Raw genomic sequence first — 23,762 nt, forward strand, 5'->3', positions numbered from 1 at the left:
TGACCAAACGGGTCGTGGTCTATACTATGACGGTCGTCTGCTCCAGCGCGGTTTGTTGGAAAAGACATAGTTGAGCAATCGACTAGGAGACGTGGCCGAGTGGCCGAAGGCACATCCCTGCTAAGGATGCATACGGCTTATACCTGTATCGTGGGTTCGAATCCCACCGTCTCCGCCAGAACAAACAAAAAAGCCTCCCCTGCGGGAGGCTTTTTTGTTTGCGCCGGACGGAGCCGGTGCGCCAAGGCGGCCGGTTCGAAAGGCTGGGCCGTGCGGGCCCAGCCCTCTCCGAATCGCCCAACTGCTGGCGCTGTGCGCCAGCTCCGCGCGCCGGGGGCGCGCGACGCCCGCGTCACCACACCGCCAACCTTGACCAAACGCACACCACCCTATAATATTGCGCTCGTCTGATCTACACATGTAGAAACGACATAGTTGAGTAATCGACTAGGAGACGTGGCCGAGTGGCCGAAGGCACATCCCTGCTAAGGATGCATACGGCTTATACCTGTATCGTGGGTTCGAATCCCACCGTCTCCGCCAAAACACTAAAACCCGCTTCGTGCGGGTTTTTTCATTTCTCGGCCTCCTATGTTCTGCGTCCGGCGGCATGATTTGTGCCAAGTCCCCATGTTTGGTATATTGATCTAAAAATCATATCGATATATGGTTTGCTTCGAACCATTCATCCTTATTTAGCGAGAGAATCGCTATAAAATTTATATCAAAATAGGGCGAAAAATGAACGAGAAGGACCTGGAAAAAGATCTGGCATGTCTGTGCAACGAGCCTGACTTCCGCGCGTTGCGCGAACAGCGCTACAAGTTTGATCCGTTCAAGGTGTTGAAAGTGGAGCGTCAGGAACTGCGACATACGACCACGCTCTCCTGGCTGCTCGATCCGCAGCAGACACACGGCCTGGGCGATTCGTTTCTTCGCTCATTTTTGACGGAGATAGGCGGCGACGGCACCATGCCCGATCTGCTGATCAGCGACCAGACAGCACTCATGGGCCGCGTCGCGGTGCAACCGGAACTGCGATTGGGCGGTGAGCAGCTCCTTTCCCAGGTGATCCTGGACGACGAGGAGGCGCCAAGGGCGCGGCCCCGGGTCAATGGCGAGCTCGATGTCTTGATCGAGAGTGAAACCTGGGCGGTGGCGATTGAAGCAAAAATCGACAGCAAAGAAGGGGAAGCGCAGCTTCATGACTATCGCAGCTACCTGGATCAGCGATTCTCTGGGCACAAGAAACTGTACTGCTTTTACCTGACTGTCCACCCGGAACCTGATGTTCTCGGGAAAAATCTGGAATGGCGCGGCATACAGTGGGGCGATCAGGTGGCCAAGGCACTGAAGTCCGCCTTGCTGGGGAAATATGGTTCGTCGCCGGAGCAGGCCCTGGCGCGCTGCCCATCGGACGAGCGGGCGCTTTGTGAATTCCTGCATCACTACATGGTGATGCTCGAGCGGCTTGCCGACGCCCTGCACGGTGTCGCCGACACCGTGCAGGTGCTGGCAGACAGGCATTACGGCACGCTGGTGGCGCTGAAAGAGGACCTGCTACGGCGGGAAAACCACCGTTTCCCTATTTTCCCCTGGTCGACCTCGCCGAGCTGGGCAAGGCAGTATTGGGAATGCCGCGACGTGCTCGATATCTTGATCCGCAGTGTGCGTTCGCCCGAAGCCAGCTTCACCGCCAGCGTTGTTCAGCGCATGATCGCGCAAGCGCCGGGTCATATGCAGGTGAGCTACCTGAGCGGGGAGGGGGCGAACAAGGCGACCATCCGTTTTGTTCCCGGAGTGTGGATGGACTGGCAGGTCACGAGCGGTGGCCAGCAAACGCCGCTGCACGCCCTGATGTTCTACCACGTGGCCTTGCGGCGTCACAGGAAAGACATCGAAATCAAGCTCTTGTTGCCCGGCGCCGGCAATCAGCAGCTGCAGACTGAACTGGTCAGGCGACTTCTGGCAGTAAAAGAAAGTCATGGATCGGAATACACCAGGCCCAAGGAACCCTACCTTGCGGACTTCATCGAGGGGGAGCTCAATACGCTCAAGCTCTATACTCTGTCGCTCGGATGGGAGGTGCGCGACGCTGAACTGGTCCTCAACGATGGCGCGGACGAGAAAATCGCCACATTCTGGAAGGCGGTCAATGAACACACTGACCTTCTGGAGCGCCTGCCAGGCGCACACCAGGCGGATTTTTGGGAGGATTGGGTAGCGCATCGCGCAAAACGATGACTGGCGCCTTGCCTGCGCGATATGACAAGTATCGATACAGGCGTCGCCGGGATGCGACGTGATTTGTCGCGTGACGCCTTATCATGAACATGCGCCGAGGGACTCCGGGCGCAACGTTGTATATGCAATTTTTAATGAAAGATTTTTCCATGACAGACAGCACCAGCATAGATACCAGGTTTACGCTCAACGATATCGAGGTCGGCTCGCGTTTGTACGAAGCGCTGGTCCGGCATGCCCAGGCCACCCAGGGCGCCCCGATTGTCTACGGCGACCTGCTGGCGCTGGCGAAAAGCCTGCATCCGGAAGACCCTGTGGTGCAACGCGCGGTGCCGGTCGGGATCGGGATGAAACTGCTGTTCGTGGAGGCGTTTTGCCGCTCCCACTCTTATCCGAACCTGGCCTGCCTCGCGGTAAATAAACTGACCTTGACGCCGGGGCCGGGATACATCGGTGACTGGGAGGCCGACAAGCGCGCCGTTGCCGCGTTCGACTGGTCGACCGCCGACGCGCGGCTGCCCGCGTATATCAGCGAAGTGCGCTCCGCGCTGCCGAAAAAAATCAAGCGCCGCAAGGAGAACGAGGCGGACGAGGTGTGGTGGACCTACTTCAACGCCAACCGGAGCGCTTGCGCGCAGGTCACGGCGGACGATAAGGAAGAGATCATCAATCTTCTGATGGCAGGGCTCGACCCGGCTGCTGCGCTCGAACAGGTCCTGGCCGCGAAAGCCGAATTCGGCAACGAATAGCGAGCTGGCCATGCCCCAGCTGATCGAACACATCGACGCGATCGCCCGCCAGAAACGGCGCGCGGTGCTGTATCTCGAATTTCATCCCGCAACCGGGTGGCGTCATTACCGGTATCAGGCGGATGCGGCGCGCGACATTGTGCTGGCCTGGCTCGACGCGCACCAGATCGGCTGGCAGCCGTGCGGACCCATTGCCGATCCCTGCACCATGCCGCCGTACCTGGGGCAGGTGTACCTCGACGTGCCCTACGACGAGGCGTTGCCCGCTTACCGCACCCTGCGCGATTACCTCGAACTGCCGGACGGCAGCATGCGCCATGCCGGCGTGAATTTTTATGCGCTGCCACTCGAGCTGGCCGATAACATCGCGGAACACGACGAGGAAAAAACGTCAAACGGCGTCGGTCCTGACTGACGGACCAGAAAACGCCATTCCCTGGAGGGAGGCGGTTTTTCTGATGCACCCTCAGATTGTATAAAATATCCAAAGTGGGTTATGATCGGTCAGACGGCGCCGTGCTGCCGTGCCTACCTTTCAACGCATTTCAAAGGATCTACCGTGAGCGACAATATTTTCACCGGCACCATTCCCGCCCTGATGACCCCGTGCACGGCCGACCGCCAGCCGGATTTCGATGCGCTGGTCGCCAAGGGGCGCGCACTGGTGGATATCGGCATGAGCGCGGTGGTGTATTGCGGCTCCATGGGCGACTGGCCGCTGCTGAGCGAAGCGCAGCGTCAGGAGGGCGTGGCGCGTCTGGTGGCGGCCGGCGTGCCGACCATCGTCGGCACCGGCGCCGTCAATTCGAAGGAAGCGGTGTCGCACGCGGCGCACGCGGCCAAAGTCGGTGCGCATGGCCTGATGGTGATTCCGCGCCTGCTGTCGCGCGGCGCCTCGCCGGCCGCGCAGAAGGCGCACTTTTCCGCCATCCTGGCCGCCGCGCCGGCGCTGCCGAGCGTGATCTACAACAGCCCGTACTACGGCTTCGCCACCCGCGCCGACCTGTTCTTCGCGCTGCGCGCCCAGCATCCGAACTTGATCGGCTTCAAGGAATTCGGCGGCGCCACCGACCTGCGCTATGCGGCCGAGCACATCACCAGCCAGGACGACGAGGTGACGCTGATGGTGGGCGTCGACACCCAGGTGTTCCACGGCTTCGTCAACTGCGGCGCAACCGGCGCCATCACCGGCATCGGCAATGCGCTGCCGCGCGAAGTGCTGCAACTGGTCGACCTGTGCCGCCGCGCGGCCAAGGGCGATGCGGTGGCGCGGCGCCAGGCGCGCGAGCTGGAGTCGGCGCTGGCGGTGCTGTCGTCGTTCGACGAGGGCACCGACCTGGTGCTGTACTACAAATATCTGATGGTACTCAACGGCGATAAGGAATATAGTCTGCACTTCAACGAAACCGACGTGCTCAGCGACGCCCAGCGCCGCTACGCCGCCGATCAATACGCGCTGTTCCGCACCTGGTACGCCGCGTGGTCGAAAGAACTTGCCGCCTAAATGAATTTGCCCGCCACCTCGCTTCGCCTTTCTCCCACCACGGTTGCCGACCAGGCGGCCGACGCGCTGCGGCGCAAGATCATGTCCGGCGAGCTGCCGGAAGGATTCCAGCTGCGCCAGGATGCGCTGGCCAGCGAATTCGGCATCAGCCGGATTCCGGTGCGCGAGGCGCTGGTGCAGCTGGAGGGCGAGGGCCTGGTGCGCATCGTGCCGCACAAGGGCGCGGTGGTGTCCGAACTGTCGGTCGATGAGATCAGCGAGCTGTTCATGCTGCGCGCCTTGCTGGAGCCGGTGCTGCTGAAGAAATCCGCGCCGCGCCTGACGGCGGAAGACTTTGCCCAACTCGACGCCATCCTGGCCGAATACAAGCAGGAACTCGACGCCCAGCGCATGACGCGCTGGGGCGAACTCAACACCCGGTTGCACGACGTGCTGATGTCGCGCGCCGGCCAGCCGCGCACGCTGGCCATCGTCGCCACACTGTTGCAGCAGACCGACCGCTACACGCGCTTGCAACTGTCGCTCAGCGTCGACAGCTGCCGCCGCGCCGAAGAGGAGCACGAGGCGCTGGTCAACCTGTGCAGGGCCGGCGAAGTGCGCGCCGCCGCCGCCCTGCTCAAGCGCCATATCGAGCATGCCTGCGAGGAGCTGGAGCAGTTCATCCTGTCGCGCCGCCGGCAATAGTGCGGCCAGACACCACGTTATAATGCCTGGCGATCAACTCTCCGAAAGTCAGGCTTAAGGTGTTCTTGAAAACGACAGACGCTGCCCGGGACCTGGCTTCGCTCAGCCGTGCCGAGCTCGAAGAGCAGCTGGCGCTCAGCAGCGTGCGCCGCCACGCCTTGTTCGAAGCGATTGACGACGGTTTCTGCATCATCCAGTTCATCGACGGCCCGCACGGTCCGCTCAGCGATTACGTCCACATCGAGGCCAACTCGGGTTACGAGCGCCACACCGGCATCGGCAACATCATCGGCAAGCGCCTGCGCGAAATCGAACCTGACCACGCCCAGACCTGGCTCGACCTGTACGGCAAAGTGCTGCTGACCGGTGAACCGGCGCGCTTCGAGCAGGAATTTGTCGCCGCCGGCCGCTACATCGAGGTCTCCGCCACGCGCGCCGGCCCGGTGGAGATGGGCCAGGTCTCGGTGCTGTTCCGCGACGTTTCCGAGCGCAAGAAAACCGAAGCCGCGCTGCGCGAGAATGTGCAGCGGGTGCAGCTGGCGCTGGCCGCCGGCGCCATCATCGGCACCTGGTTCTGGGATGTACCGGCGGACCAGTTCAGCGTTGACGAAGGTTTCGCCACTGCTTTCGGTCTGGACCCGGCCAGGGGCCGTGCCGGCTTGCCGTTGGCGGAGATTGTCGCCACCGTCCATCCGGACGACCGCGAAGGCCTGGCGGCCGCCATCGCCGAAGTGTTCACGCGCGGCGGCGCCTACGCCCACCAGTACCGTACCCGCCGCCAGGACGGCAATTACTACTGGCTGGAGGCCAACGGCCGCGTTGAACTGGCGGCCGACGGTACGCCAGCCGCTTTCCCCGGCGTGCTGATCGACATGGAAGGGCGGCGCGCGGTGGAGGCCGAGCGTGACCGCGCCATCGCCGCGCTGCGCACCCTGAACGACACGCTGGAACAGCGCGTCGAAGAACGCACCGCCGCACTGCTCAAGGCCGAAGACGCCCTGCGCCAGGCGCAGAAAATGGATGCTGTCGGCCAGCTGACCGGCGGCCTGGCGCACGATTTCAACAATATCCTGGCCGGCATCAGCGGCAGCCTGGAACTGATGAAGATCCGGCTGGCGCAGGGCCGCATCGCCGACCTCGATCGCCACGTCCACGGCGCGCAATCGGCCGTCAAGCGCGCCGCCGCACTGACCCAGCGCCTGCTGGCGTTTTCGCGCCGGCAGACGCTGGACCCCAAGCCATCCAATCTGACCCGCATCGTCGCCAGCATGCACGACCTGGTGTGCCGCAGCGTAGGGCCGGCGATTGCGGTCGACACGCGGGCGCCGTCCGAGTTATGGAATACCTTTGTCGATATCGGTCAGATCGAGAACGCGCTGCTCAACCTGTGCATCAACGCGCGCGACGCCATGCCCGACGGCGGCAGGCTGACCATCGAGATGGCCAACCAGACCCTCGACAGCGAGGCCGCCGCCTTGCGCGGCGTGGCGGCCGGCGAATACGTTTCGCTGGCTATCCGCGACACCGGCATCGGCATGGCGGCGGACGTGCTGGCGCGCGCCTTCGATCCGTTCTTCACCACCAAGCCGGCGGGCAAGGGCACCGGCCTGGGGCTGTCGATGGTGTACGGCTTTGCCGGCCAGTCGGGCGGCGCGGTGTATATCGAATCGGCGGAAGGACAGGGCGCCACGGTAAGCCTGCTGCTGCCGCGCTATGCCGGCGACAGCCAGCGTGAGGAAGGTGCGACGGAAGAGCGCCGCGCGCCCGCCGCGCTGTGGCGCAAGAAAATCCTGGTGGTCGACGACGAGCCGCTGGTGCGCACCGTGACGGTGGAAGTGCTGGAAGACCTGGGCTATGACCTGATCGAAGCGCAAGACGGGCCGGCCGCGCTAAGGCTGCTGTCCGCGCATCCGGATATCGACCTGCTGATCACCGATGTCGGCCTGCCGAACGGCATGAACGGCCGGCAGCTGGCCGACGCGGTCCGCGCACGCCTGCCGGAAGTGCCGGTGCTGTTCGTCACCGGCTACGCCGAGCACGCGGTGCTCAACTACGGCCATCTGGAGCGCGGCATGCAGGTCCTGACCAAGCCGTTTGCCGCCGACGCATTGGCGCTGCGGGTCAAGGAGCTGGCCGGCGCGGAGCGGCGCGCGGACTAGACCGGCACGGCGCGGCCGAAGTAGGCATATACCTGTTCGCGGTACGCGGCTTTGGTGGCGTCGTCGAGAAAGGCTGCGTCGAAGCTGTTGCAGGCCAGCCGCAGGGCATGGTCGCGGCCGAGCGGCAGCGCCGTGAAGATCTCCGCGAAATTCTCGTTCAGGTAGCCGCCGAAATAGGCCGGATCGTCGGAGTTGATCGTCACCATCAGCCCGGCGTCCAGCAGCGCGCGCAGATTGTGCTGCGCCATCTGCGGGAACACTTTCAGCTTGACGTTGGAGAGCGGGCAGACCGTCAGCGGCACCTGGCGCGCCCGCAGCAGTTCAACCAGCGCCGGATCTTCGAGACAGCGCACGCCGTGGTCGATGCGCGCCACGTGCAGCAAGTCGAGGGCGTCGCGGATGTAAGCCGGCGGTCCTTCTTCGCCGGCGTGCGCCACCAGCCGCAGGCCCAGTTCGCGACAACGCGCGAAGACGCGCGAAAATTTTTCCGGCGGATGATCGCGCTCCGATGAATCAAGGCCGACGCCGACGATGGCCGGCAGGTAAGGCATGGCCTGTTCCAGCGTCGCAAACGCGTCCTCTTCGGACAGGTGGCGCAGGAAGCACATGATCAAGCCGCTGGTCATGCCCCATTCGTCGGCGGCATCGCCCAGCGCGCGGTCGATGCCGCCGACGATGGCGGCAAAGTTCACGCCGCGCGACAGATGCGATTGCGGATCGAAGAACAGTTCCGTGTGGCGGATATTGTCGGCGTGCGCGCGCTGCAGGTAGGCCCACGTCATGTCGTAGAAATCCTGCTCGGTCAGCAGCACGCTGGTGCCGGCGTAGTAGATGTCCAGAAAGGATTGCAGGTCATTGAAGGCGTAGGCGCGCCGCAACTGTTCGACGGAATCATATGGCAGCGTCACGCCGTTGCGGCGGGCCAGTGCGAAGATCAGTTCCGGTTCCAGCGAGCCTTCGATGTGGATGTGCAGTTCGGCCTTGGGCATGCCCTTGACCAGCGCCAGAAGCGCAGCCTGCGTGTCGCGGCTCATTTGCCCTCCACGGTGTAGGCAGGCGATGGCGCGACCGGCACGGCGGCCGTCAGGCCGTCGACGTAAAAGTCAAAGAAGCGGCGGTTGTCAAAGCGCTCCACGATGGTCGCCGGTTGCAGCCCTGGTTGCGCGGTGGCGTGGCCGATCGAGCGGCCATTGGTGGCGCCGACCCTGGTGTCGATCTCCACCCAGCGCTGCACGGTGCGCCTGGCGTATCCCTGGTCGAGCAGGTAGGCCAGCGTCAGCGTATCCCACACGTCGGTGCTGTAGGCTGGATTGGTTTCGAAGCCGTTCCTGCCGTCGTAGCCGTAGCCGTTGAGCTGCTTGAACAGCCGCGCGATGATGCCGTCGCGGGCGGCGCCATATACCACGCGGTCATACACCTGCTTGTCGATCTTGACGGTGTCGGTAACGTCGAGCGGGAAGATCACATGCCGCACCGGCAGTCCAAGCACTTCGCGCGCCGCCTGCGGATCGAACCACCAGTTGAATTCCGCCGCCGCCGTGGTGTTGCCGGCCACGTCGAAGGCGCCGCCCATGTAGATGATCTGTCCGATCATCGGAACAATTTCCGGATGCCGCCGCACCGCCAGCGCGATGTTGGTCAGCGGCCCGATGGCGAGAATCGTGACTTCGCCGGGATGGCGGCGGATGCTGTCGGCGATGAATTCGGCCGCGCTTTGTTCGCGCAGCTCCGTATGGCTGGCATAGCCGTCCGGCGGCGCCACCAGGTCGGCGTCGGAGCGTGGTTCCGGGCGGCTCCAGGCGCCCAGGTAGCCGTCGCCGCCGGGATGCATCTGCTGCTCGGCGCGCACGGTGGCCAGATCGTGCGACAGCGGGTAGTTGGCGCCGGCGTACACGCCGACCTGCTGCGCAATGCCCAGCCGCTCAACGGATTTCAGCGCTTCGGCGGTCTCCTGCCGCAGCCACTTGTTACCGGAGACCAGTGTCAAGCCCAGTATCTCGACGCGACCGCGCGCCTGCAATTGCGCGGCGATGGCCAGCAGCTGGCCGTCGTCGTTCAGCGTGCCGAAGTCGCTGTCGATGATGATCTTCGGCGGCGGCGAGGCCGCCATGCTGTGCTGTCCACCGCAAAGCGCCACCACGCTGGCCGCCACGATGAGAAGTCGCCGCATATTCGTCTCCGGTTCAAGGTTGGGAAAAATCGCAGGCCAGTTTAACCGGCAATGCGCGGCAGCTCATCAAAAACGATGCGGCACACCGCCTCGCATTTGGCGAGGTCGAAGCGGCCTTCGCTACGAACGCCGGATTCCATGTCGATCCAGTAGGCGGCGCCGGAGGCGACGGCAAACTTCGGCAGCGTATCGCGCACGGTGTCCGGTCCCAGGCCGCCGGAGTAGCCGCAGAACGGCAGGCTGGCGGTCGTTGCTGGCCAGGTGGTCGGCCGCACGCCGGTGCCGAAGGAAACGTCATACAGCCAGTCGACCCGCAGGTCGGCCGGAAATTCGCCCTGGCATTGCAGCGCCGCCCGCACGCCATGGCGTGCGGCGAAGCTGGCGCTGTGGCGGATCTCGCTGTCGCTGCTGCCGGCGCGCGCATGGTTGATCTGGACCCGCGAGAAGCCGGCCAGGTTCAACTCCGGATCGCCACCCTGGACGATGGCCTGCGCGGCGCCGCCGCAGATGTGGGCGGACAGGCGCAGTGGCGCGGCCCGCAGGGCGTCGCGTACCGACGCAAGCGGGAACAGTGGCGCGCCTTCCTGGGCGGCGTCCAGCAGCACGCCCCATTCAATCGGGTAGCGCGCGGACAGCGCCAGCATGCCGGGCAGCAGGTCGGCGCGGTCGATGCCGGTGAAGGTGATGTAGGCGGGGGCGGTATAAGGTATGGTCATGGTTGTTTTTGTGTTTTAAAGGTACGTACCATTGTTTCACGGTTGCTTGCCGATTTCAATAGCTGTTCCGCGTAAACGCAACAGAATTGTCTGAGCATGAAAATTTATAATTTAAGTGGTACATACCACTGTAGAATTTCTTCCAAATTAACGACGGGAGAAAGAGCATGACTAGCAGGGAAATCGTGGTGGTGGTACTGGGCTTGACTGCGGTGGCGGCAGCGATGGCACAGGAAGAGCAGCCAGCGGCAGTGGCGGGCCAGCTGCAAACGGTGACCGTCAGCGCCGAGCGGCGCGCGGAGAATGTCAAGAATGTGCCGGTGTCGGCGACCATCATTGCCGACGACACGCTGGGGGCGCTCAACTCCGGCGGCTTGGACATGCAGATGCTGGCGGGGCGTGCGCCAAGTCTTCAGGTGGAATCGTCCTTCGGCCGTGGTTTTCCGCGTTTTTACCTGCGCGGCTACGGCAATGTGGACTTCCACCAGAACGCCTCGCAGCCGGTCTCGCTGATCTATGACGACGTGGTGCAGGAAAGCGCGGTGCTGAAAGGCTTCCCGGCCTTTGACCTGGAACGGATCGAAGTGCTGCGCGGGCCGCAAGGTTCGCTGTTCGGCCGCAATACGCCGGCCGGCGTGGTCAAGTTCGATTCGGTGCGGCCGTCGCAGACACCCGGTGGCTACCTGACGCTGTCCGACGCCACGCACAACACCGCCGGCCTGGAAGGCGCGGTGAACCTTCCGCTCGGCGGCGACTGGGCCGCGCGCGTTTCCCTTCTCAGTCAGCACCGCGACGACTGGATCGGCAACGCACACACGGGCCAGTCCGACCAGTATGGCGGCTATAACGACACTGCGGCGCGCTTGCAAGTGCTGTATCAACCGGGCGGCGGCTTCAGTGCGCTGGCCAATCTGCACCAGCGCAGCATGAATGGCAGCGCTTCGCTGTTCCGCGCCAATATCATCCAGAAGGGCAGCGATGCGCTGGCGCCGGGTTTCGACATCGGCAGCGTATCGACCGATGGCCAGAACGGCCAGCACCTGAACAACTACGGCGGAAACCTGCGGCTGACGTGGCGCCTGGGCGATGTGACGCTGCATTCGGTGACCGGCTACGAGACCGTGCGTGTCTACAGCCGTGGCGATGTCGATGGCGGTTTTGGCGCGGTGTATGCGCCGCCCTCGGGACCGGGACTGATTCCGTTTGTGGTCGAATCGGCGGACGGCACCAAGGGGCACCACCAGCTGACGCAGGAACTGCGGCTGGAGTCCGACGTGGCGCAGGCGTTCAAATGGCAGGCCGGCCTGTTCTACTTCGATGAGAAATACCAGATCGACAGCTACAGCTACGACACGCTGGTCGGCGGCGCGCTCACGTCGGACATCCGCTCGCACCAGAAGAACGACGCCTACGCGGTATTCGGCTCCATCAACTACGATATCAGCCCGCGTTTCAACCTGCGCGCCGGCCTGCGCTACACGCGTGACAACAAGGATCTGAACACGGAACCGGACAACAAGCCGGGCGGCGGCTCCGATATCGATGCATCGGCGGGCCTGGCCACCAGCACCGGCGTGTCCAAGGTCAACTGGGATATCAGCGGCGTGTACAAGCTGAATCAGGCCGCCAACGTGTACGGCCGCGTCGCCACCGGCTTCCGTGGCGCGACCATCCAGCCGGCGGCATCGTTCAATCCGATGTCGGTGGCGCGGCCGGAAACCATCACTTCCTATGAAGCCGGCTTCAAGACCGATCTGCTGGATCGCCGCGCGCGCCTGAGCTTCGATGTCTACAGCTACACGGTCAAGGATCTGCAGCTGACGGCGGTGGGTGGCACCTCCAATTCCGCCATTTTGCTGAACGCCGACCGCAGCGCCGGCCGCGGCGCGGAGCTCGATCTGGACGCCTACCTGACCGAGAACCTGTTGTGGAGCTTCGGCGGCAGCTACAACTACACCCGGATCAAGGATGCCGGGCTGACGGTCGGCGCCTGCGCCGCCTGTACGCTGCTCAATCCCACCATCGTCACGGGCGCCGGCGGCACGCTGGTGCGCATCGACGGCAATCCGCTGCCGCAGGCGCCGCGCTGGAGCGCCAACACCTCGCTCAAGTACAGCCACGCGGTCGGCAACGGCGAGTGGTACGTCTATACCGACTGGGTCTATCGCAGCGCGGTCAACTTCACCTTGTACCGTTCGGCGGAGTTTGTCGGAAACCCCTTGTTGACAGGCGGTTTGCGGCTCGGGTACAAGTGGGATAACGATCGTAACGAGGTGGCGCTGTTCGGCCGCAATATCACCAATCGCGTCCAACTGGTGGGCGGGATTGATTTCAATAACCTGACTGGTTTTGTCAATGATAACAATCCGCGCATCTTTGGCATCCAGGCCAGCCGCCGTTTCTGAACCTGACGGCTATACAGGACCGACCGCATGAGTGATTTTCTGCATTTTCCGCAAGCACGCCCGTTTGATCTGCTGGCCTTTGGCGACCCGAACATCGACCTGCTGTTCACGGTGGACCGGGCGCCTCAGGCCGACCAGAAGGTACTGGGACGCCGCCTGCCGCCATACGCCGGCGGCACGGTGGCCAACGTGGCGTGCGCCGCCGGCCTGCTGGGCCGGCCGACGCTGGCCTACGGGCGCATCGCCGATGACGGCGAGGGCGAGTTTCTGCGCCGCGAGTACGAGCGTTTCGGCGTCGTCACCAGCCACTTGCGGGTGGTGCCGGGCGCCACATCGCCGACGGCGCTGATCATCATCGAGGCCAACGGCGAGAAGGCGCTGGTGTATTCGCCGATGCCCGGTCCGACGCTGCATGCGGAATCGTTTGCGGCGGCGCTGGCGCAAAGCCGGCTGCTGTATGCGATGCCCTACAACTTGCCGGAATTCGAGCAGTTGCACGGGCTGGCGCGCGCCGCCGGCGTGCCGCTGGCGATCGACATCGAGACCGCGATGGTGCCGGACCGCGCGCATCTGCACCGCCTGTTGTCGCTGTGCGACCTGGCCTTCATGAACGACACCACCTACCGCGCGATTCTCGGCGCCGCGCCGCAGGAGGAGGGCATGGCCGGCCTGCTGGAATTTGGTGCGCGCATGCTGGTCATCAGCTGTGGTGCGCGCGGCGCCATGCTGGTTACGCGCGACCAGGCCATCACCCAGCCGGCGTTTGCCGCCGAAGTGGTGGACAGCACCGGCGCCGGCGACAGCTTCAATGGCGCTTTCCTGGCCGCGCTGCTGGAAGGGCAGCCGTTGGAGGACGCGTTGCGCTTCGCCTGCGCGGCCGGCAGCATCGCCGTCACCGCCACCGGCGCGCGCTCGGCGCTGCCGACGCGGGCGCAAGTGGCGGCGCGGCTGCAACGCGCCTGAATCTCACATACAAGGAAGCCGCATGAATTTTGTTGAATGGGCCGACCGCTATTTCCAGCTCAGCGCGCGCGGCACCACGCCGGCGCGCGAGGCGGTCGCCGGCTGCACCACCTTTGCCGCCATGAGCTACATCCTGGTGGTCAATCCGCTGATATTGTCCGGGGCGGGCATGGACCGCAATGGGCTGTTCCTGGCCACCATCGTCTCGGCCATGGCGGCCACGCTGGTGATGGCCTTGTGGGCCAACCTGCCGATCGCGCTGGCGCCAGGCATGGGAACCAATATCGTGTTTGCCCAGGTGGTGGTGGGGCAGATGGGCGTGCCGTGGCAGACCGGCCTGGCGATGGTGCTGTTGAACGCCCTGGTATTCCTGGTGCTGTCGCTGACCAAATGGCGCGCGCGCATTGTCGCGGCATTCCCGGAGCCGGTGAAGCTGGGCATGCAGTGTTCGATCGGCGTGTTCATCGCCTGGCTGGGTTTGCGCAGCGGCGGCCTGCTGGTGGCCGATGCCGGTTCGCTGGTGGGCTTCTCGCGGCTGCATGACGGCGGTGCATGGCTGACGCTGGGCGGCATCCTGCTGACCGCCATGCTGCTGGTGCGGCGCGTGCCCGGCGCCTTTCTGCTGACGATGCTGGCGGTGAGCGTGCTGGGCGTGTTTGTCGCCGGCGCCGATGGCCGTCCGCTGACGACGCTGCCGTCCAGCTGGATCGGCCTGCCGGTGTTCACCGACCAGCTGCTGTTCGCGCTGGACTTCCGTGGCTTCGCCTCGCACTTCATGCTGCTGCTACCGGTGACGCTATATTTTCTGCTGATCGAATTTTTCGCCGGCACCGCCACCATGTTCGGCGTGATCCGCAGCGCCGGCCTGCTGCAAGCGAACGGCGACCTGCCGCACGCGCGGGCCGCCTTCGCGGCGGATGCGCTGGGCAGCGTGATCGGCGCGGCCACCGGCACGTCGACCGTCACGGCCTACGTTGAATCGGTGGCCGGCGTGGAAGCCGGCGCGCGCACCGGCTTGAGCGGCGTGGTGGTGGCAGCGCTATTCGGTCTGGCGTTGCTGTGCGGTCCCTTGCTGACGGCGATCCCCGCCTGCGCCACCGCGCCGGTATTGGTGATGGTCGGTTTGTGCATGCTCGACGGCCTGCGTGAGCTCGATACCAGCGCCCCGGAAAATTATCTGCCGCCGCTGCTGATGTTGCTGGTCACCGCGTGCAGCGCCGACCTGATGGTGGCGCTGGCGCTGGGCTGCTTCATCTACACGCTGATGCTGCTGGCGCGACGCCGCTGGCCGGGCGCCATGGTGCTCGGGCTGGACGCGGTGTTCGTGCTGTACCTGGCGCTGCGTGGCCATATCGGCTGAGCGGCCGAAGCCAGCGCGCCACGTCAGCCGGCGCTGCCCTTGCTGATGCGGGTCTTGTAGCGATAGGGTGGTACGTACTTCATTTCGCAGTATTCGACCGGTTCGCGCCGGTCGGACAGCATCACGCGTTCGCACAGCAGCAGCGGTGCGCCCAGCGTCACGCCCAGCAGCGCCACATCTTCCGCCTGGGCCGCCACCGCGCCCACGCTCTCCAGGCTTTCCGACGGCTTGATGCCGAACTTGTCGATCAGGATGCGGTACAGCGAGCCGACTTGTTCCAGCTCCTTCTGGGTCAGTTGCGCGCCTTCCGGCAGCCGCAAGAACGATTCCTGCAAACCGATAGGCTTGTTGTTCATCAGGCGCACGCGTTTGATGCGCAGCAGCGGCTCGTCCGGCTGCATGTGCAGCAGGCTGGCGATGGCCATGTTGGCCACCACGGTTTCCATACTGAGGATGGTCTGTCCCGGCACGCCGCCGCGCTTGATGGTGTCGTCGGTGAAGCTGTCAAGGAAGCGCGACATCTGGCGCACCGATTCCGGCGCGGCAAAGGTGCCGCGTCCGTGGTCGCTGTACAGCAGGCCCTGTTCTTCCAGCAGGCGGATCGCCTTGCGCACCGTGTCACGGCTGACCTGGTAGGTGATCGCCAGCTCGCGCTCGGCCGGCATCGGCTCCTTGGCGCCGATGTTCCCCGACGCCATCAACTGCTTGAGTGTCTCGGCCAGTTGCTGGTACAGCGGCACGTTGGTCTTGGTGGATCGCATTGTGTTTACCTGCTGGTGATCGTGATGGCCGTATTGTAACGAAATGATTTACACCCCGGTGAAATATGACAGTTTGATGACGCAGGTACGTACCTTTGTATTAATTTAGTGATTGGTGTCTATTGCAGGCCGCATTAGAATTTTTCGCTTTGAATATTGGTACGTACCATTGTAATATTGTTGACGACATCAACAGGTGCGCAGGCATCGACTATCCATCACAGGGGAACTTATGTATTCAAAATTGGGTGTGATCGCGGCCGGATCGGTGGCGGTACTGCAATGCGGCGTGCCGGCGCAGGCGCAGGAGGCGGGGGAGGCTGTGCCGACCGTGGTGCAGGTCACCGGCCAGGTACTGGGCAAAGGCGAGGCGCGCGCCAACAGCGTGATCGACCAGGCGGTGATCGCCGAGCAGCCGGCGGGTCTCGATCCGCTCAAGCTGCTGGCGCGCGTACCGGGCATGCAGGTCAGTTCCAGCGATGCGCTGACCGGCAGTTTTTCGATGCGCCTCTCGATGCGCGGCTTTAACAAGGAGCAGATCGGCATTTCCATCGACGGCATTCCGAACGGTTCGACCTTGTCGAACGGCGGCACCATGCCGAACCGGCTGCTCGATCCGGCCAACCTGGTACGCGTCGATGCCTCGCAGACCGCCGGCGACCTGGGCACGCCGTCGAACCAGGCGCTGGGCGGCTATATCGATTTCAAGACGCGCGATCCATCCAGGGAACGCGGCGGCGAGGTGGAACTGTCGACCGGCAGCTTTGGTTACCAGCGCGGCTTCGTGCGGGTCGATACCGGCAAGTCGGCGTCGGGCACCAGCGCCTATCTCGATTATTCGCATGAATATGTGCGCACCTGGCCGGGCGACGAATCCGGTCGCAACACCCGCCGTCACATCGACGCGCGCGTGTTGCAGGATCTGGGCGGCGGTTCCAGCCTGCGCGCCACCGTCAGCTACAACAAGTTCAGCGACAACGACTATGACGCGGTGGCTTTGCTCGCCGCATCGTCGAAGCTGTACAAGGCCACCTTCTACGGCGATCCGACCACCGACGGCCTGACCGACCATTGGACCGGCAATCCGGCCATCGACCAGAACTACCGCGGCACGCGCGGCATCAACAGCGAAGACACCCTGATGCACATCGACTGGACCCAGCGTTTTGGCGACAGCGGCAAGCTGACGGTCAAGCCGTACTGGCACAAACAGGACGGCAACGGCTGGTTCTACGTGCCGTATGTGCAGTTGCCCAGCAATGGCCTGGTGTACAGCCCCGTCGCGGCAGGCGGCAAGCCGACCGCCGTGGTGCAGGAGTGCTACCAGAACCAGTATCAGCGCACCGCCAGCGGCGCCCTGATTCCGGTCAGCGCGATCAGCTATCCGTCCGGTTCCAGCAGCGCCTCGCTGGCCACCGCCGGCTGCCCGGCGGCCGCAAAGTATGCGATGAATCCGGTCGCGCAGTGGGGCGCGCGCGAAGCCAGCACGCGCCGCAGCGACAACGCCATCGACCGCAAGGGCGCGCTGGCGGAAGTCTCCAGCATGCTGGGCGAGTACCAGCGCATCCGTGTCGGCGGCTGGGTGGAACGGACCACGCGCGACAAGGACCGCAACTGGTTCGCCGTCACCGATCCAATCGTCAGCGGCGCCTTCAAGGACAGCGCACTGTATTCGATCACGCAGGACCGCCATTATTCGTCCAACACGGCGATGGCCTACGCGCAGGACAAGGTCAGCCTGATGGACAACCGCCTGCAACTGGATCTCGGCGCCACCTATCAGCGCTTCAAGGAGGATTATTCGTCGCCGGTGGAGTTCAACGGCGTGCGCACGCTGGAAGTCAGTTCACGGCTGCTGCCCAAGCTGGCGGCGCTGTACCGCGTGAACGACGACTGGGAAGTGTTCGCCAGCGGCTCGAAGAACTTCAGCGCGATTCCCGACACGGTGTTCGAAGGCACGGCGGCGGTCGATTCGAAAAATGGCATCAAGCCTGAAACGTCCATCAACAAGGACATCGGCGTGCGCTGGACCAGCGACAACGGCTATGGTGCGGCGCTGACCGCCTACAAGATCGATTACCGCGACCGCATCTCGATCCAGAACGGCAATCCGAACGGCGACATCTTCTCGCGCGACGCCACCACCACCTTTGCCAACCAGGGCGGCATCAGCTCGCAGGGCGTGGAGCTGACCTTGCGCGCCAGTGGCGCCAGCTACGAGCTGTATGCCAACGCCTCCTACAACGATGCGCACTATGTCGGCGACACGCCGGCCGAAGGCATCAAGGCCAACGATCCGGTACTGGGTGCGCCGCGCCGCAGCGCCTTTGCGGAAGCCACCTGGAAGCCGTCGGAAGCCTGGCGCCTGACGGCCAATGCGCATTATGTCGGCGAGGCGGCCGGCACTTATGGCGACTTGCCGAACACCGTCATCACCGGCGGCCCGGCGGTCTATCCGCGCCAGTACATGCCGGCTTACACGCTGGTGGGCCTGAACTTCAGCTATAAGCCGAGCGGCAGCCTGTTCGGCTACGGCAGCCGCACCGAGTTTGCCGTCAACGTCGACAATCTGTTCGACCGCCGCTACCTCGGCGGCGTCGGTGCGGAGCTGACCAGTTCCAGCCCGCTGACCACCGGGCGTTATTTCCTGGGCAGTCCGCGCACCTTCTATGCCACCATGCGGGTGAAGTTTTGAGGGCAGGGCTTTGCTTCGGCATCGCGGCGACGCTGTTGTCGCTGGCGATGCCGGCCACCGCCGCGGAGCAGGCGCGCTTGCGCCTGATCGGCGAGCAGCGCATTCCGCACCGGCTGGTGTTTGACGGCACGGTGGTGGGCGGCCTGTCCGGCATTGACTACGATGCGCGCTCCGGCGCCTGGATGATGGCCAGCGACGACCGCTCGGAATTCAGCCCGGCGCGCTTCTACACGGCGCGCCTGGACTATGACGCGGCGCAGTTCCGGCAGGTCAGGCTGGAGGCGGTGCATCTGTTCCGGCAGGCCGACGGCAGCACTTATCCGGCGCAGGGCGGCGAGGTGGCGGACATCGAGGCGGTGCGCGTCGATCCGCAGGACGGCAGCATCTGGTATGCCAGCGAAGGCAGCGGCAAACTGGGGCTGTCGCCGTTCGTGCGGCAGGCTGCAGCCGATGGCGGCTACCTGGCGGCGCTGCCGATGCCGGCGTTGTTCAGGGACGATCCTGCGCACCGGCGCGGCCCGCGCAACAACCTCAGTTTCGAAGGACTGGCGTTTGCGCCGGACGGCCGGTCGCTGTGGCTGGGCATGGAGGCGCCGTTGTACCAGGACGGTCCGGTGGCGACGCCGGAGCATGGCGCGGTGAGCCGGTTTACCCAGTTCGACCGCAGCGGCAAGGTGCTGGCGCAATACGCCTATCCGCTGGATCGCGTGCAGGGTGTGCCGGCGGCCGGGCGCTTCGGCGACAACGGCGTGTCGGAAATCCTGGTGCTCGATACGCGCCACCTGCTGGCGCTGGAGCGCTCCGGCGTGCAGGATGCCGCCGGCCATTTCGCCTTCCACATCCGCCTGTACATGGTGGAGCTGGATGGCGCCACCGACGTCGCCGGCCATCCCGCGCTGGCGGGCGCCGACTACCAGCCGCTGCGCAAGCGGCTGTTGCTGGATCTGGACGCGGCGGGCCTGGACAAGGTGGACAACCTGGAAGGCATGAGCTGGGGGCCGTTGCTTGCCAACGGCCACCGCAGCCTGGTGATGGTCTCGGACGACAACTTCAGCGACGATGAGGTGACGCAGCTGTTGGCGTTCGAGTTGCTGCCGGCCTCTGACTGACAGGCGTCAGCGCGGCGTGGCCGGCAGCACCTGCACTTCAATGCCGGAGTACATCGCCGGCGCATGGTAGACGCGCTGGGTGGCTTTCTGGAAGTCTTCCGGCTTGGCCTTCGGGATGTCGACGAAGGTCTGCGGATTCAGGTCCACCAGCGGGAACCACGAACTCTGGATCTGCACCATGATGCGGTGGCCACGACGGAAGGTGTGGTTGATGTCGCTCATGCTGTAGCTGACCGTCTCCACTTTGCCCGGCGTGAACGGCTGCGGATTGTCGAAGCCGTTGCGGAACTTGCCGCGCAGCGGATCGCCGCGCACCAGCTGCTGGAAGCCGGCCATGGTCACCTGCGGCTTGGCGACGTCGCCGCCGCGTGGACGCTCTTCGTCGTCGCCGGCCGGGTATTCCGGCGGGTAGACGTCGATCAGCTTGACCACCCAGTCGGCGTCGGTGCCGGTGGTGGAGACGAACAGCTTGGGTTTGACCGGACCGGCGAAGGTCACGTCTTCATCCAGCGGCTCGCTGCGCCAGGTCAGCACGTCCGGACGGGTGGACGCGAAGCGCTGGTCGCCGACCATGTATTCCTTCGGCGCGCCGTTGGCCGGGTAGGAGGTGAACGGCACCGGCTTGCGCGGATCGGCCACGTATTCGTCGAAGGCGGCGCCGGCGGCCGGCTGTTTCCAGCTCAGCGTGCCGTTCTCGCCCAGGTACAGCGTGCGCGCCTGCGCCTGTTTCGGCGGCCACACGGCGTAGTTGCGCCAGACGTTGCTGCCGGTTTCAAACGCATAGACTTCAGCGCTGTTCTTGTTCTTCGCATCCTTCAGGTGCTGCTCGAAGAACGGGAACTGGATCTGGCTGCGGAAGTATTCGCCGGTCTTGCTGTCGAAGTTGACATAGCCCAGGCGCTTGCCTTCGCCGCGCGCCCAGCCGCCGTGCACCCACGGGCCCATCACCAGGCCGCTGTAGGTGTTGGGATTGTTTTTCTTGATGCTGGCGTAGGTGGTCAGCGGACCTTGCAGGTCTTCCGCGTCGTACCAGCCGCCCACCGTCAGCACGGCGGCCTTGATGTTCTTCAGGTTGGCCGCGATATTGCGGGTCTTCCAGAACTCGTCGTAGGTGCTGTGCTCGATGGTTGGACGCAGCAGCGCCTGCTGTTTCGGCGTCATGGTGCCGAGGATGTTGGACATCGTCAGGTGTTTGAGGAAGAACTCGTAGCCGTCGGCGGTGCCGTAGTCGAAGCGGTCCCAGGTCTTCGGCAGCGGCGTCGGATTTTCCGCTTCCACGAAGGCCGAGTAGAAGTCGAAGTTCGCCGCCAGCATGAAGGCGCCGCCGTGGTAGGAGTCGTCGTTCATGAACAGGTCGGTCACCGGCGCCTGCGGCGAGGCTGCCTTGATCGCCGGATGCGAATCGATGATGCTGGCCGAGGTGTAGAAGCCCGGATACGAAATGCCCAGGATGCCGACCTTGCCGTTGTTGTTGGCGACGTTCTTCAGCAGCCAGTCCACGGTGTCGTGCATGTCCTCGCTCTCGTTGCCCTGGCCCTTGGCGCGCTGGGCGTTGACGTGCGGCGTCATTTCCTGCCACTTGCCTTCGGACATATAGCGGCCGCGCACGTCCTGCTTGACGAAGATGTAGCCGCTGTCCTCGAATTCCTGCGACGGGCCGATGTGCTCGGGATAGAAATCCACGCCGTAATGCAACTCGCCGCCCGACTGCACGCCCGCGCTGTACGGCGTGCGCTGCATCAGGAAGGGATAGCTCTTGCTGCTGTCCTTGGGCACATACACCACGGTGAACAGCTTGACGCCGTCGCGCATGGGAATGTTGAATTCGTATTTGGTGTAGTGCTCGCGCAGGCTGTATTTCGGCGCCTCGGCGGCGAGGACTTGTTGCTGGCAAACGCCACCCAGCAGCATGGACAGGGCGAGGGCGGTAAGGCGGGCTTTCATGGAATCCTTGTGGATGAGATGGCAAACCCGCCTAGTGTAATCCTGCTGGATGGGTTAAATTGAAAAAATTTACGAGTTTCAAGAAAGACCGCCGCATGAAGTTGCAATCTATGAAATTGTGGGCGTTGCTGCTGGCCGCCTGCGCGCTGCCGGCGCAGGCGCAGGACACGCGCTACGTGCCGCACGGCTCCTGGACCCAGCTGGCGATTCCGGCGCCGGCCTGCCTGACCATGAGCCAGCCTTGGGAGGGCGTGTGGAATCCGTGCACCAAGGCCGACCACGACGAATGGCTGCAAGACCTGCGCCACTGGCGCGACGAGCGCCGCATCCGCGTCGGCTACGACGGCCAGCGCTACGCGCAGCCGTCGGTGGCATGGACCCAGTCCAGCTTCATGCAGGCGCAGATGATGGTCGAGGACCGCTACTTCTACGATCCGGCCACGCGCCAGTACACGGTGGACCGCTATCTGGACGACCTGGTCAAGCGCTTCGGCGGCATCGACGCGGTGCTGGTGTGGCCGACCTATCCGAACATCGGCCTGGACGACCGCAACACCGTCGACATGGTGCGCTCGCTGCCGGGCGGCATTCCGGCCGTGAAGAAGATGGTGGCCGATTTCCACCGGCGCGGCGTCAAGGTGATGTTCCCGATGATGCTGTGGGACCAGGGCACACGCGCCATCGGCCGTTCCTGGCCCGACGAGCTGGCCGCGCTGATGGCCGACATCGGCGCGGACGGCGTCAACGGCGACACGCAGGATGGCGTGCCGCTGGCCTTCACCCAGGCCGCCGACAAGATCAAGCACCCGCTGGTGTTCCAGCCGGAAGGCCTGCCATCCGACGAGGCGCTGGCGTGGAACCTGATGACCTGGGGCCAGTACACCTTCCCCTTCGCGCCGACGGTGGACCGCTACAAGTGGCTGGAGCCGCGCCACATGGTCAACATTTCCGACCGTTGGAACCGCAGCAAGACCGACGACTTGCAATTCGCTTTCTTCAACGGCGTCGGCTGGGAAAGCTGGGAAAACATCTGGGGCATCTGGAACGGCATCACGCCGCGCGACGGCGAAGCCACCCGCCGCGTGGCGACGCTGGAGCGCATGTACGCACGCTTCCTGGTCAGCCCGGAATGGCAGCCGCATTATCCGATGCGCCAGTACGGCGTGTTTGCCAGCCGATGGCCGCTGGCGGAGGGCACGCTGTGGACCATCGTCAACCGCAACGAGTATGACAGCAACGGCGTCCAGCTGCGCGTGCCGTATCGCGTCGGCGCGCGCTACTTCGATGCCTATCACGGCGTTGAACTGCAAGCCACGCGCGATAATGACGGCGTGCTGCTGTCGTTCCCGATCGAAGCGCGCGGCTTTGGCGCCGTGCTGATGACCGACGCCGCACCATCGCAGGCAAACCTGGACACCATGCGCAACATGAGCGCGCGCCCGCTGCGCGACTTCGCGGCGGAATCGGCGCCGCTGCCGCAGACGCAAACGCCGGTGACGGCCACCAAGCCAGCCAGTGCGGCGCCGGCCGGCATGGTGGAAATTCCCGCCGGCCCGTTCGACTTCACCGTGCGCGGCCTGGCCATCGAAGGCGGCAACAGCATCGGCGTCGATGTCGCCTATCCGTGGGAAGACGGCGCGCGCCGCTTCCACCAGCGCAGCATGCGGATGAAGCGCTTCTTCATCGACCGCTACCCGGTCAGCAACGCGCAGTTCAAGGCATTTATCGATGCCAGCGGCTACCGTCCGGCCGACGACGCCAACTTCCTCAAGCACTGGAAGAACGGCAGCTATCCTGCCGGCTGGGGCAACAAGCCGGTCACCTGGGTCGGCCTGGAGGACGCGCGCGCCTATGCCGCCTGGGCCGGCAAGCGCCTGCCGCATGAATGGGAATGGCAATACGCCGCCAGCGGCAGCGACGGCCGCACCTACCCATGGGGTAACGACTGGCGCGCCGACGCCGTGCCGAAGCCGGCCGGCGGCCGTCTGGTGGCGACGCCGGACGATGTGGACGCCCATCCGCAAGGCGCCAGCCCGTTCGGCGTGCAGGATCTGGTCGGAAATGTGTGGCAGTGGACCGACGAATACAGCGACGAGCACACCCGTTTCGCCATCCTGCGCGGAGGCAGTTCCTACCGTCCGCAAGGTTCGATCTGGTACTTCCCGCAGGCGCAGCGCAACGACCAGCACGGCAAGCTGCTGCTGATGGCGCCGGGCCGCGATCGCGCCGCCACACTGGGCTTCCGCTGCGTGACCGACGCCGCCGACTGAACGAACGCACTGTTTGACATGCATAAAAG

Annotated in this window: 17 protein-coding genes and 2 tRNA genes; 14 read left to right on the forward strand and 5 right to left on the reverse strand. The window is 64.5% G+C overall.

Annotated elements, in window-relative coordinates; all coding sequences use genetic code 11:
• Positions 1-85: 85 nt before the first annotated feature.
• The 8 genes from GJ695_RS18430 to GJ695_RS18465 all read left to right on the forward strand — a co-directional run bounded on the left by GJ695_RS18430 (position 86) and on the right by GJ695_RS18465 (position 7,340).
• A tRNA-Ser gene (locus GJ695_RS18430) sits at positions 86-178 on the forward strand.
• A gap of 272 nt (positions 179-450) precedes the next feature.
• Positions 451-543: transfer RNA gene (locus tag GJ695_RS18435), tRNA-Ser, on the forward strand.
• Between the two features lie 198 nt (positions 544-741).
• The gene (locus GJ695_RS18440; protein WP_154367260.1) at positions 742-2,244 is read left to right on the forward strand and encodes a PDDEXK-like family protein; all 1,503 of its coding nucleotides are present in this window, start codon (positions 742-744) and stop codon (positions 2,242-2,244) included.
• A 149-nt stretch (positions 2,245-2,393) separates the two neighbouring features.
• Positions 2,394-2,993 (forward strand): hypothetical protein, encoded by a 600-nt coding sequence (locus tag GJ695_RS18445; protein ID WP_154367398.1) that lies wholly within the window; start codon positions 2,394-2,396, stop codon positions 2,991-2,993.
• 10 nt (positions 2,994-3,003) lie between these two features.
• On the forward strand, positions 3,004-3,408 hold the full coding sequence (locus GJ695_RS18450; RefSeq protein ID WP_154367262.1) for a hypothetical protein: 405 nt from the start codon (positions 3,004-3,006) through the stop codon (positions 3,406-3,408).
• A gap of 144 nt (positions 3,409-3,552) precedes the next feature.
• Positions 3,553-4,497: a dihydrodipicolinate synthase family protein gene (locus GJ695_RS18455; protein ID WP_166455138.1), complete on the forward strand. Its 945-nt coding sequence runs from the start codon at positions 3,553-3,555 to the stop codon at positions 4,495-4,497.
• Positions 4,498-5,181, forward strand: a complete 684-nt coding sequence (locus GJ695_RS18460; protein ID WP_154367265.1) for a GntR family transcriptional regulator — start codon at positions 4,498-4,500, stop codon at positions 5,179-5,181. It abuts the gene before it with no gap.
• A 92-nt stretch (positions 5,182-5,273) separates the two neighbouring features.
• Entirely contained in the window at positions 5,274-7,340 is a 2,067-nt protein-coding gene (locus tag GJ695_RS18465) for a response regulator (protein ID WP_154367399.1), read from the forward strand.
• On the opposite strand, the gene GJ695_RS18470 is transcribed toward GJ695_RS18465, so the two are convergent.
• From GJ695_RS18470 to GJ695_RS18480, 3 genes are read right to left on the reverse strand one after another with little or no spacing between them, the layout of a single operon-like run.
• Positions 7,337-8,374 (reverse strand): adenosine deaminase, encoded by a 1,038-nt coding sequence (locus tag GJ695_RS18470; protein ID WP_154367267.1) that lies wholly within the window; start codon positions 8,372-8,374, stop codon positions 7,337-7,339. The genes GJ695_RS18465 and GJ695_RS18470 overlap by 4 nt on opposite strands.
• A complete protein-coding gene (locus tag GJ695_RS18475; RefSeq protein WP_154367269.1) occupies positions 8,371-9,510 on the reverse strand; it encodes a nucleoside hydrolase in 1,140 nt (379 codons plus the stop codon). Before GJ695_RS18475 ends, GJ695_RS18470 begins: the two co-directional genes overlap by 4 nt.
• Positions 9,511-9,551: 41 nt before the next feature.
• Positions 9,552-10,226 carry a beta/alpha barrel domain-containing protein gene (locus GJ695_RS18480; protein WP_154367271.1) on the reverse strand — a complete coding sequence of 225 codons (675 nt, stop codon included), beginning with the start codon at positions 10,224-10,226 and terminating at the stop codon, positions 9,552-9,554.
• Positions 10,227-10,393: 167 nt separating this feature from the next.
• Between GJ695_RS18480 and GJ695_RS18485 the strand changes: the two genes are divergently transcribed.
• From GJ695_RS18485 to GJ695_RS18495, 3 genes are read left to right on the forward strand one after another with little or no spacing between them, the layout of a single operon-like run.
• Positions 10,394-12,631, forward strand: coding sequence for a TonB-dependent receptor (locus GJ695_RS18485; protein WP_154367273.1), 2,238 nt, complete (start codon positions 10,394-10,396; stop codon positions 12,629-12,631).
• Positions 12,632-12,658: 27 nt separating this feature from the next.
• The gene (locus GJ695_RS18490) at positions 12,659-13,594 is read left to right on the forward strand and encodes a carbohydrate kinase family protein (protein ID WP_154367275.1); all 936 of its coding nucleotides are present in this window, start codon (positions 12,659-12,661) and stop codon (positions 13,592-13,594) included.
• 22 nt (positions 13,595-13,616) lie between these two features.
• A complete protein-coding gene (locus GJ695_RS18495; protein WP_154367277.1) occupies positions 13,617-14,954 on the forward strand; it encodes an NCS2 family permease in 1,338 nt (445 codons plus the stop codon).
• Positions 14,955-14,977: 23 nt separating this feature from the next.
• On the opposite strand, the gene GJ695_RS18500 is transcribed toward GJ695_RS18495, so the two are convergent.
• A complete protein-coding gene (locus GJ695_RS18500; protein WP_154367279.1) occupies positions 14,978-15,715 on the reverse strand; it encodes a GntR family transcriptional regulator in 738 nt (245 codons plus the stop codon).
• A gap of 232 nt (positions 15,716-15,947) precedes the next feature.
• Here GJ695_RS18500 and GJ695_RS18505 point away from each other — a divergent pair, with 232 nt between their 5' ends.
• A complete protein-coding gene (locus tag GJ695_RS18505; RefSeq protein WP_154367281.1) occupies positions 15,948-18,410 on the forward strand; it encodes a TonB-dependent receptor domain-containing protein in 2,463 nt (820 codons plus the stop codon).
• Positions 18,407-19,519 carry an esterase-like activity of phytase family protein gene (locus GJ695_RS18510; RefSeq protein WP_229260439.1) on the forward strand — a complete coding sequence of 371 codons (1,113 nt, stop codon included), beginning with the start codon at positions 18,407-18,409 and terminating at the stop codon, positions 19,517-19,519. The genes GJ695_RS18505 and GJ695_RS18510 overlap by 4 nt, the downstream gene beginning before the upstream one ends.
• A gap of 6 nt (positions 19,520-19,525) precedes the next feature.
• Here GJ695_RS18510 and GJ695_RS18515 read toward each other — a convergent pair whose 3' ends face one another.
• Positions 19,526-21,463, reverse strand: a complete 1,938-nt coding sequence (locus tag GJ695_RS18515) for a CocE/NonD family hydrolase (protein WP_154367283.1) — start codon at positions 21,461-21,463, stop codon at positions 19,526-19,528.
• A 95-nt stretch (positions 21,464-21,558) separates the two neighbouring features.
• Here GJ695_RS18515 and GJ695_RS18520 point away from each other — a divergent pair, with 95 nt between their 5' ends.
• Complete coding sequence (locus GJ695_RS18520) at positions 21,559-23,733, forward strand: formylglycine-generating enzyme family protein (RefSeq protein ID WP_229260440.1); 2,175 nt, start codon at positions 21,559-21,561, stop codon at positions 23,731-23,733.
• Positions 23,734-23,762 lie beyond the last annotated feature (29 nt).

Source organism: Duganella alba (genome assembly GCF_009674495.1).
Classification (GTDB): Bacteria; Pseudomonadota; Gammaproteobacteria; order Burkholderiales; family Burkholderiaceae_D; genus Rugamonas; species Rugamonas alba.

What these genes read in the sequence shown, in the direction of transcription:
- GJ695_RS18440 (WP_154367260.1), top strand. Translation starts at nt 742, where the DNA reads ATGAACGAGAAGGACCTGGAAAAAGATCTGGCATGTCTGTGCAACGAG.
- GJ695_RS18515 (WP_154367283.1), bottom strand. Translation starts at nt 21,463, where the DNA reads ATGAAAGCCCGCCTTACCGCCCTCGCCCTGTCCATGCTGCTGGGTGGC.
- GJ695_RS18475 (WP_154367269.1), bottom strand. Translation starts at nt 9,510, where the DNA reads ATGCGGCGACTTCTCATCGTGGCGGCCAGCGTGGTGGCGCTTTGCGGT.
- GJ695_RS18445 (WP_154367398.1), top strand. Translation starts at nt 2,394, where the DNA reads ATGACAGACAGCACCAGCATAGATACCAGGTTTACGCTCAACGATATC.
- GJ695_RS18500 (WP_154367279.1), bottom strand. Translation starts at nt 15,715, where the DNA reads ATGCGATCCACCAAGACCAACGTGCCGCTGTACCAGCAACTGGCCGAG.
- GJ695_RS18495 (WP_154367277.1), top strand. Translation starts at nt 13,617, where the DNA reads ATGAATTTTGTTGAATGGGCCGACCGCTATTTCCAGCTCAGCGCGCGC.
- GJ695_RS18505 (WP_154367281.1), top strand. Translation starts at nt 15,948, where the DNA reads ATGTATTCAAAATTGGGTGTGATCGCGGCCGGATCGGTGGCGGTACTG.
- GJ695_RS18450 (WP_154367262.1), top strand. Translation starts at nt 3,004, where the DNA reads ATGCCCCAGCTGATCGAACACATCGACGCGATCGCCCGCCAGAAACGG.
- GJ695_RS18490 (WP_154367275.1), top strand. Translation starts at nt 12,659, where the DNA reads ATGAGTGATTTTCTGCATTTTCCGCAAGCACGCCCGTTTGATCTGCTG.
- GJ695_RS18485 (WP_154367273.1), top strand. Translation starts at nt 10,394, where the DNA reads ATGACTAGCAGGGAAATCGTGGTGGTGGTACTGGGCTTGACTGCGGTG.
- GJ695_RS18460 (WP_154367265.1), top strand. Translation starts at nt 4,498, where the DNA reads ATGAATTTGCCCGCCACCTCGCTTCGCCTTTCTCCCACCACGGTTGCC.
- GJ695_RS18480 (WP_154367271.1), bottom strand. Translation starts at nt 10,226, where the DNA reads ATGACCATACCTTATACCGCCCCCGCCTACATCACCTTCACCGGCATC.
- GJ695_RS18520 (WP_229260440.1), top strand. Translation starts at nt 21,559, where the DNA reads ATGAAGTTGCAATCTATGAAATTGTGGGCGTTGCTGCTGGCCGCCTGC.
- GJ695_RS18470 (WP_154367267.1), bottom strand. Translation starts at nt 8,374, where the DNA reads ATGAGCCGCGACACGCAGGCTGCGCTTCTGGCGCTGGTCAAGGGCATG.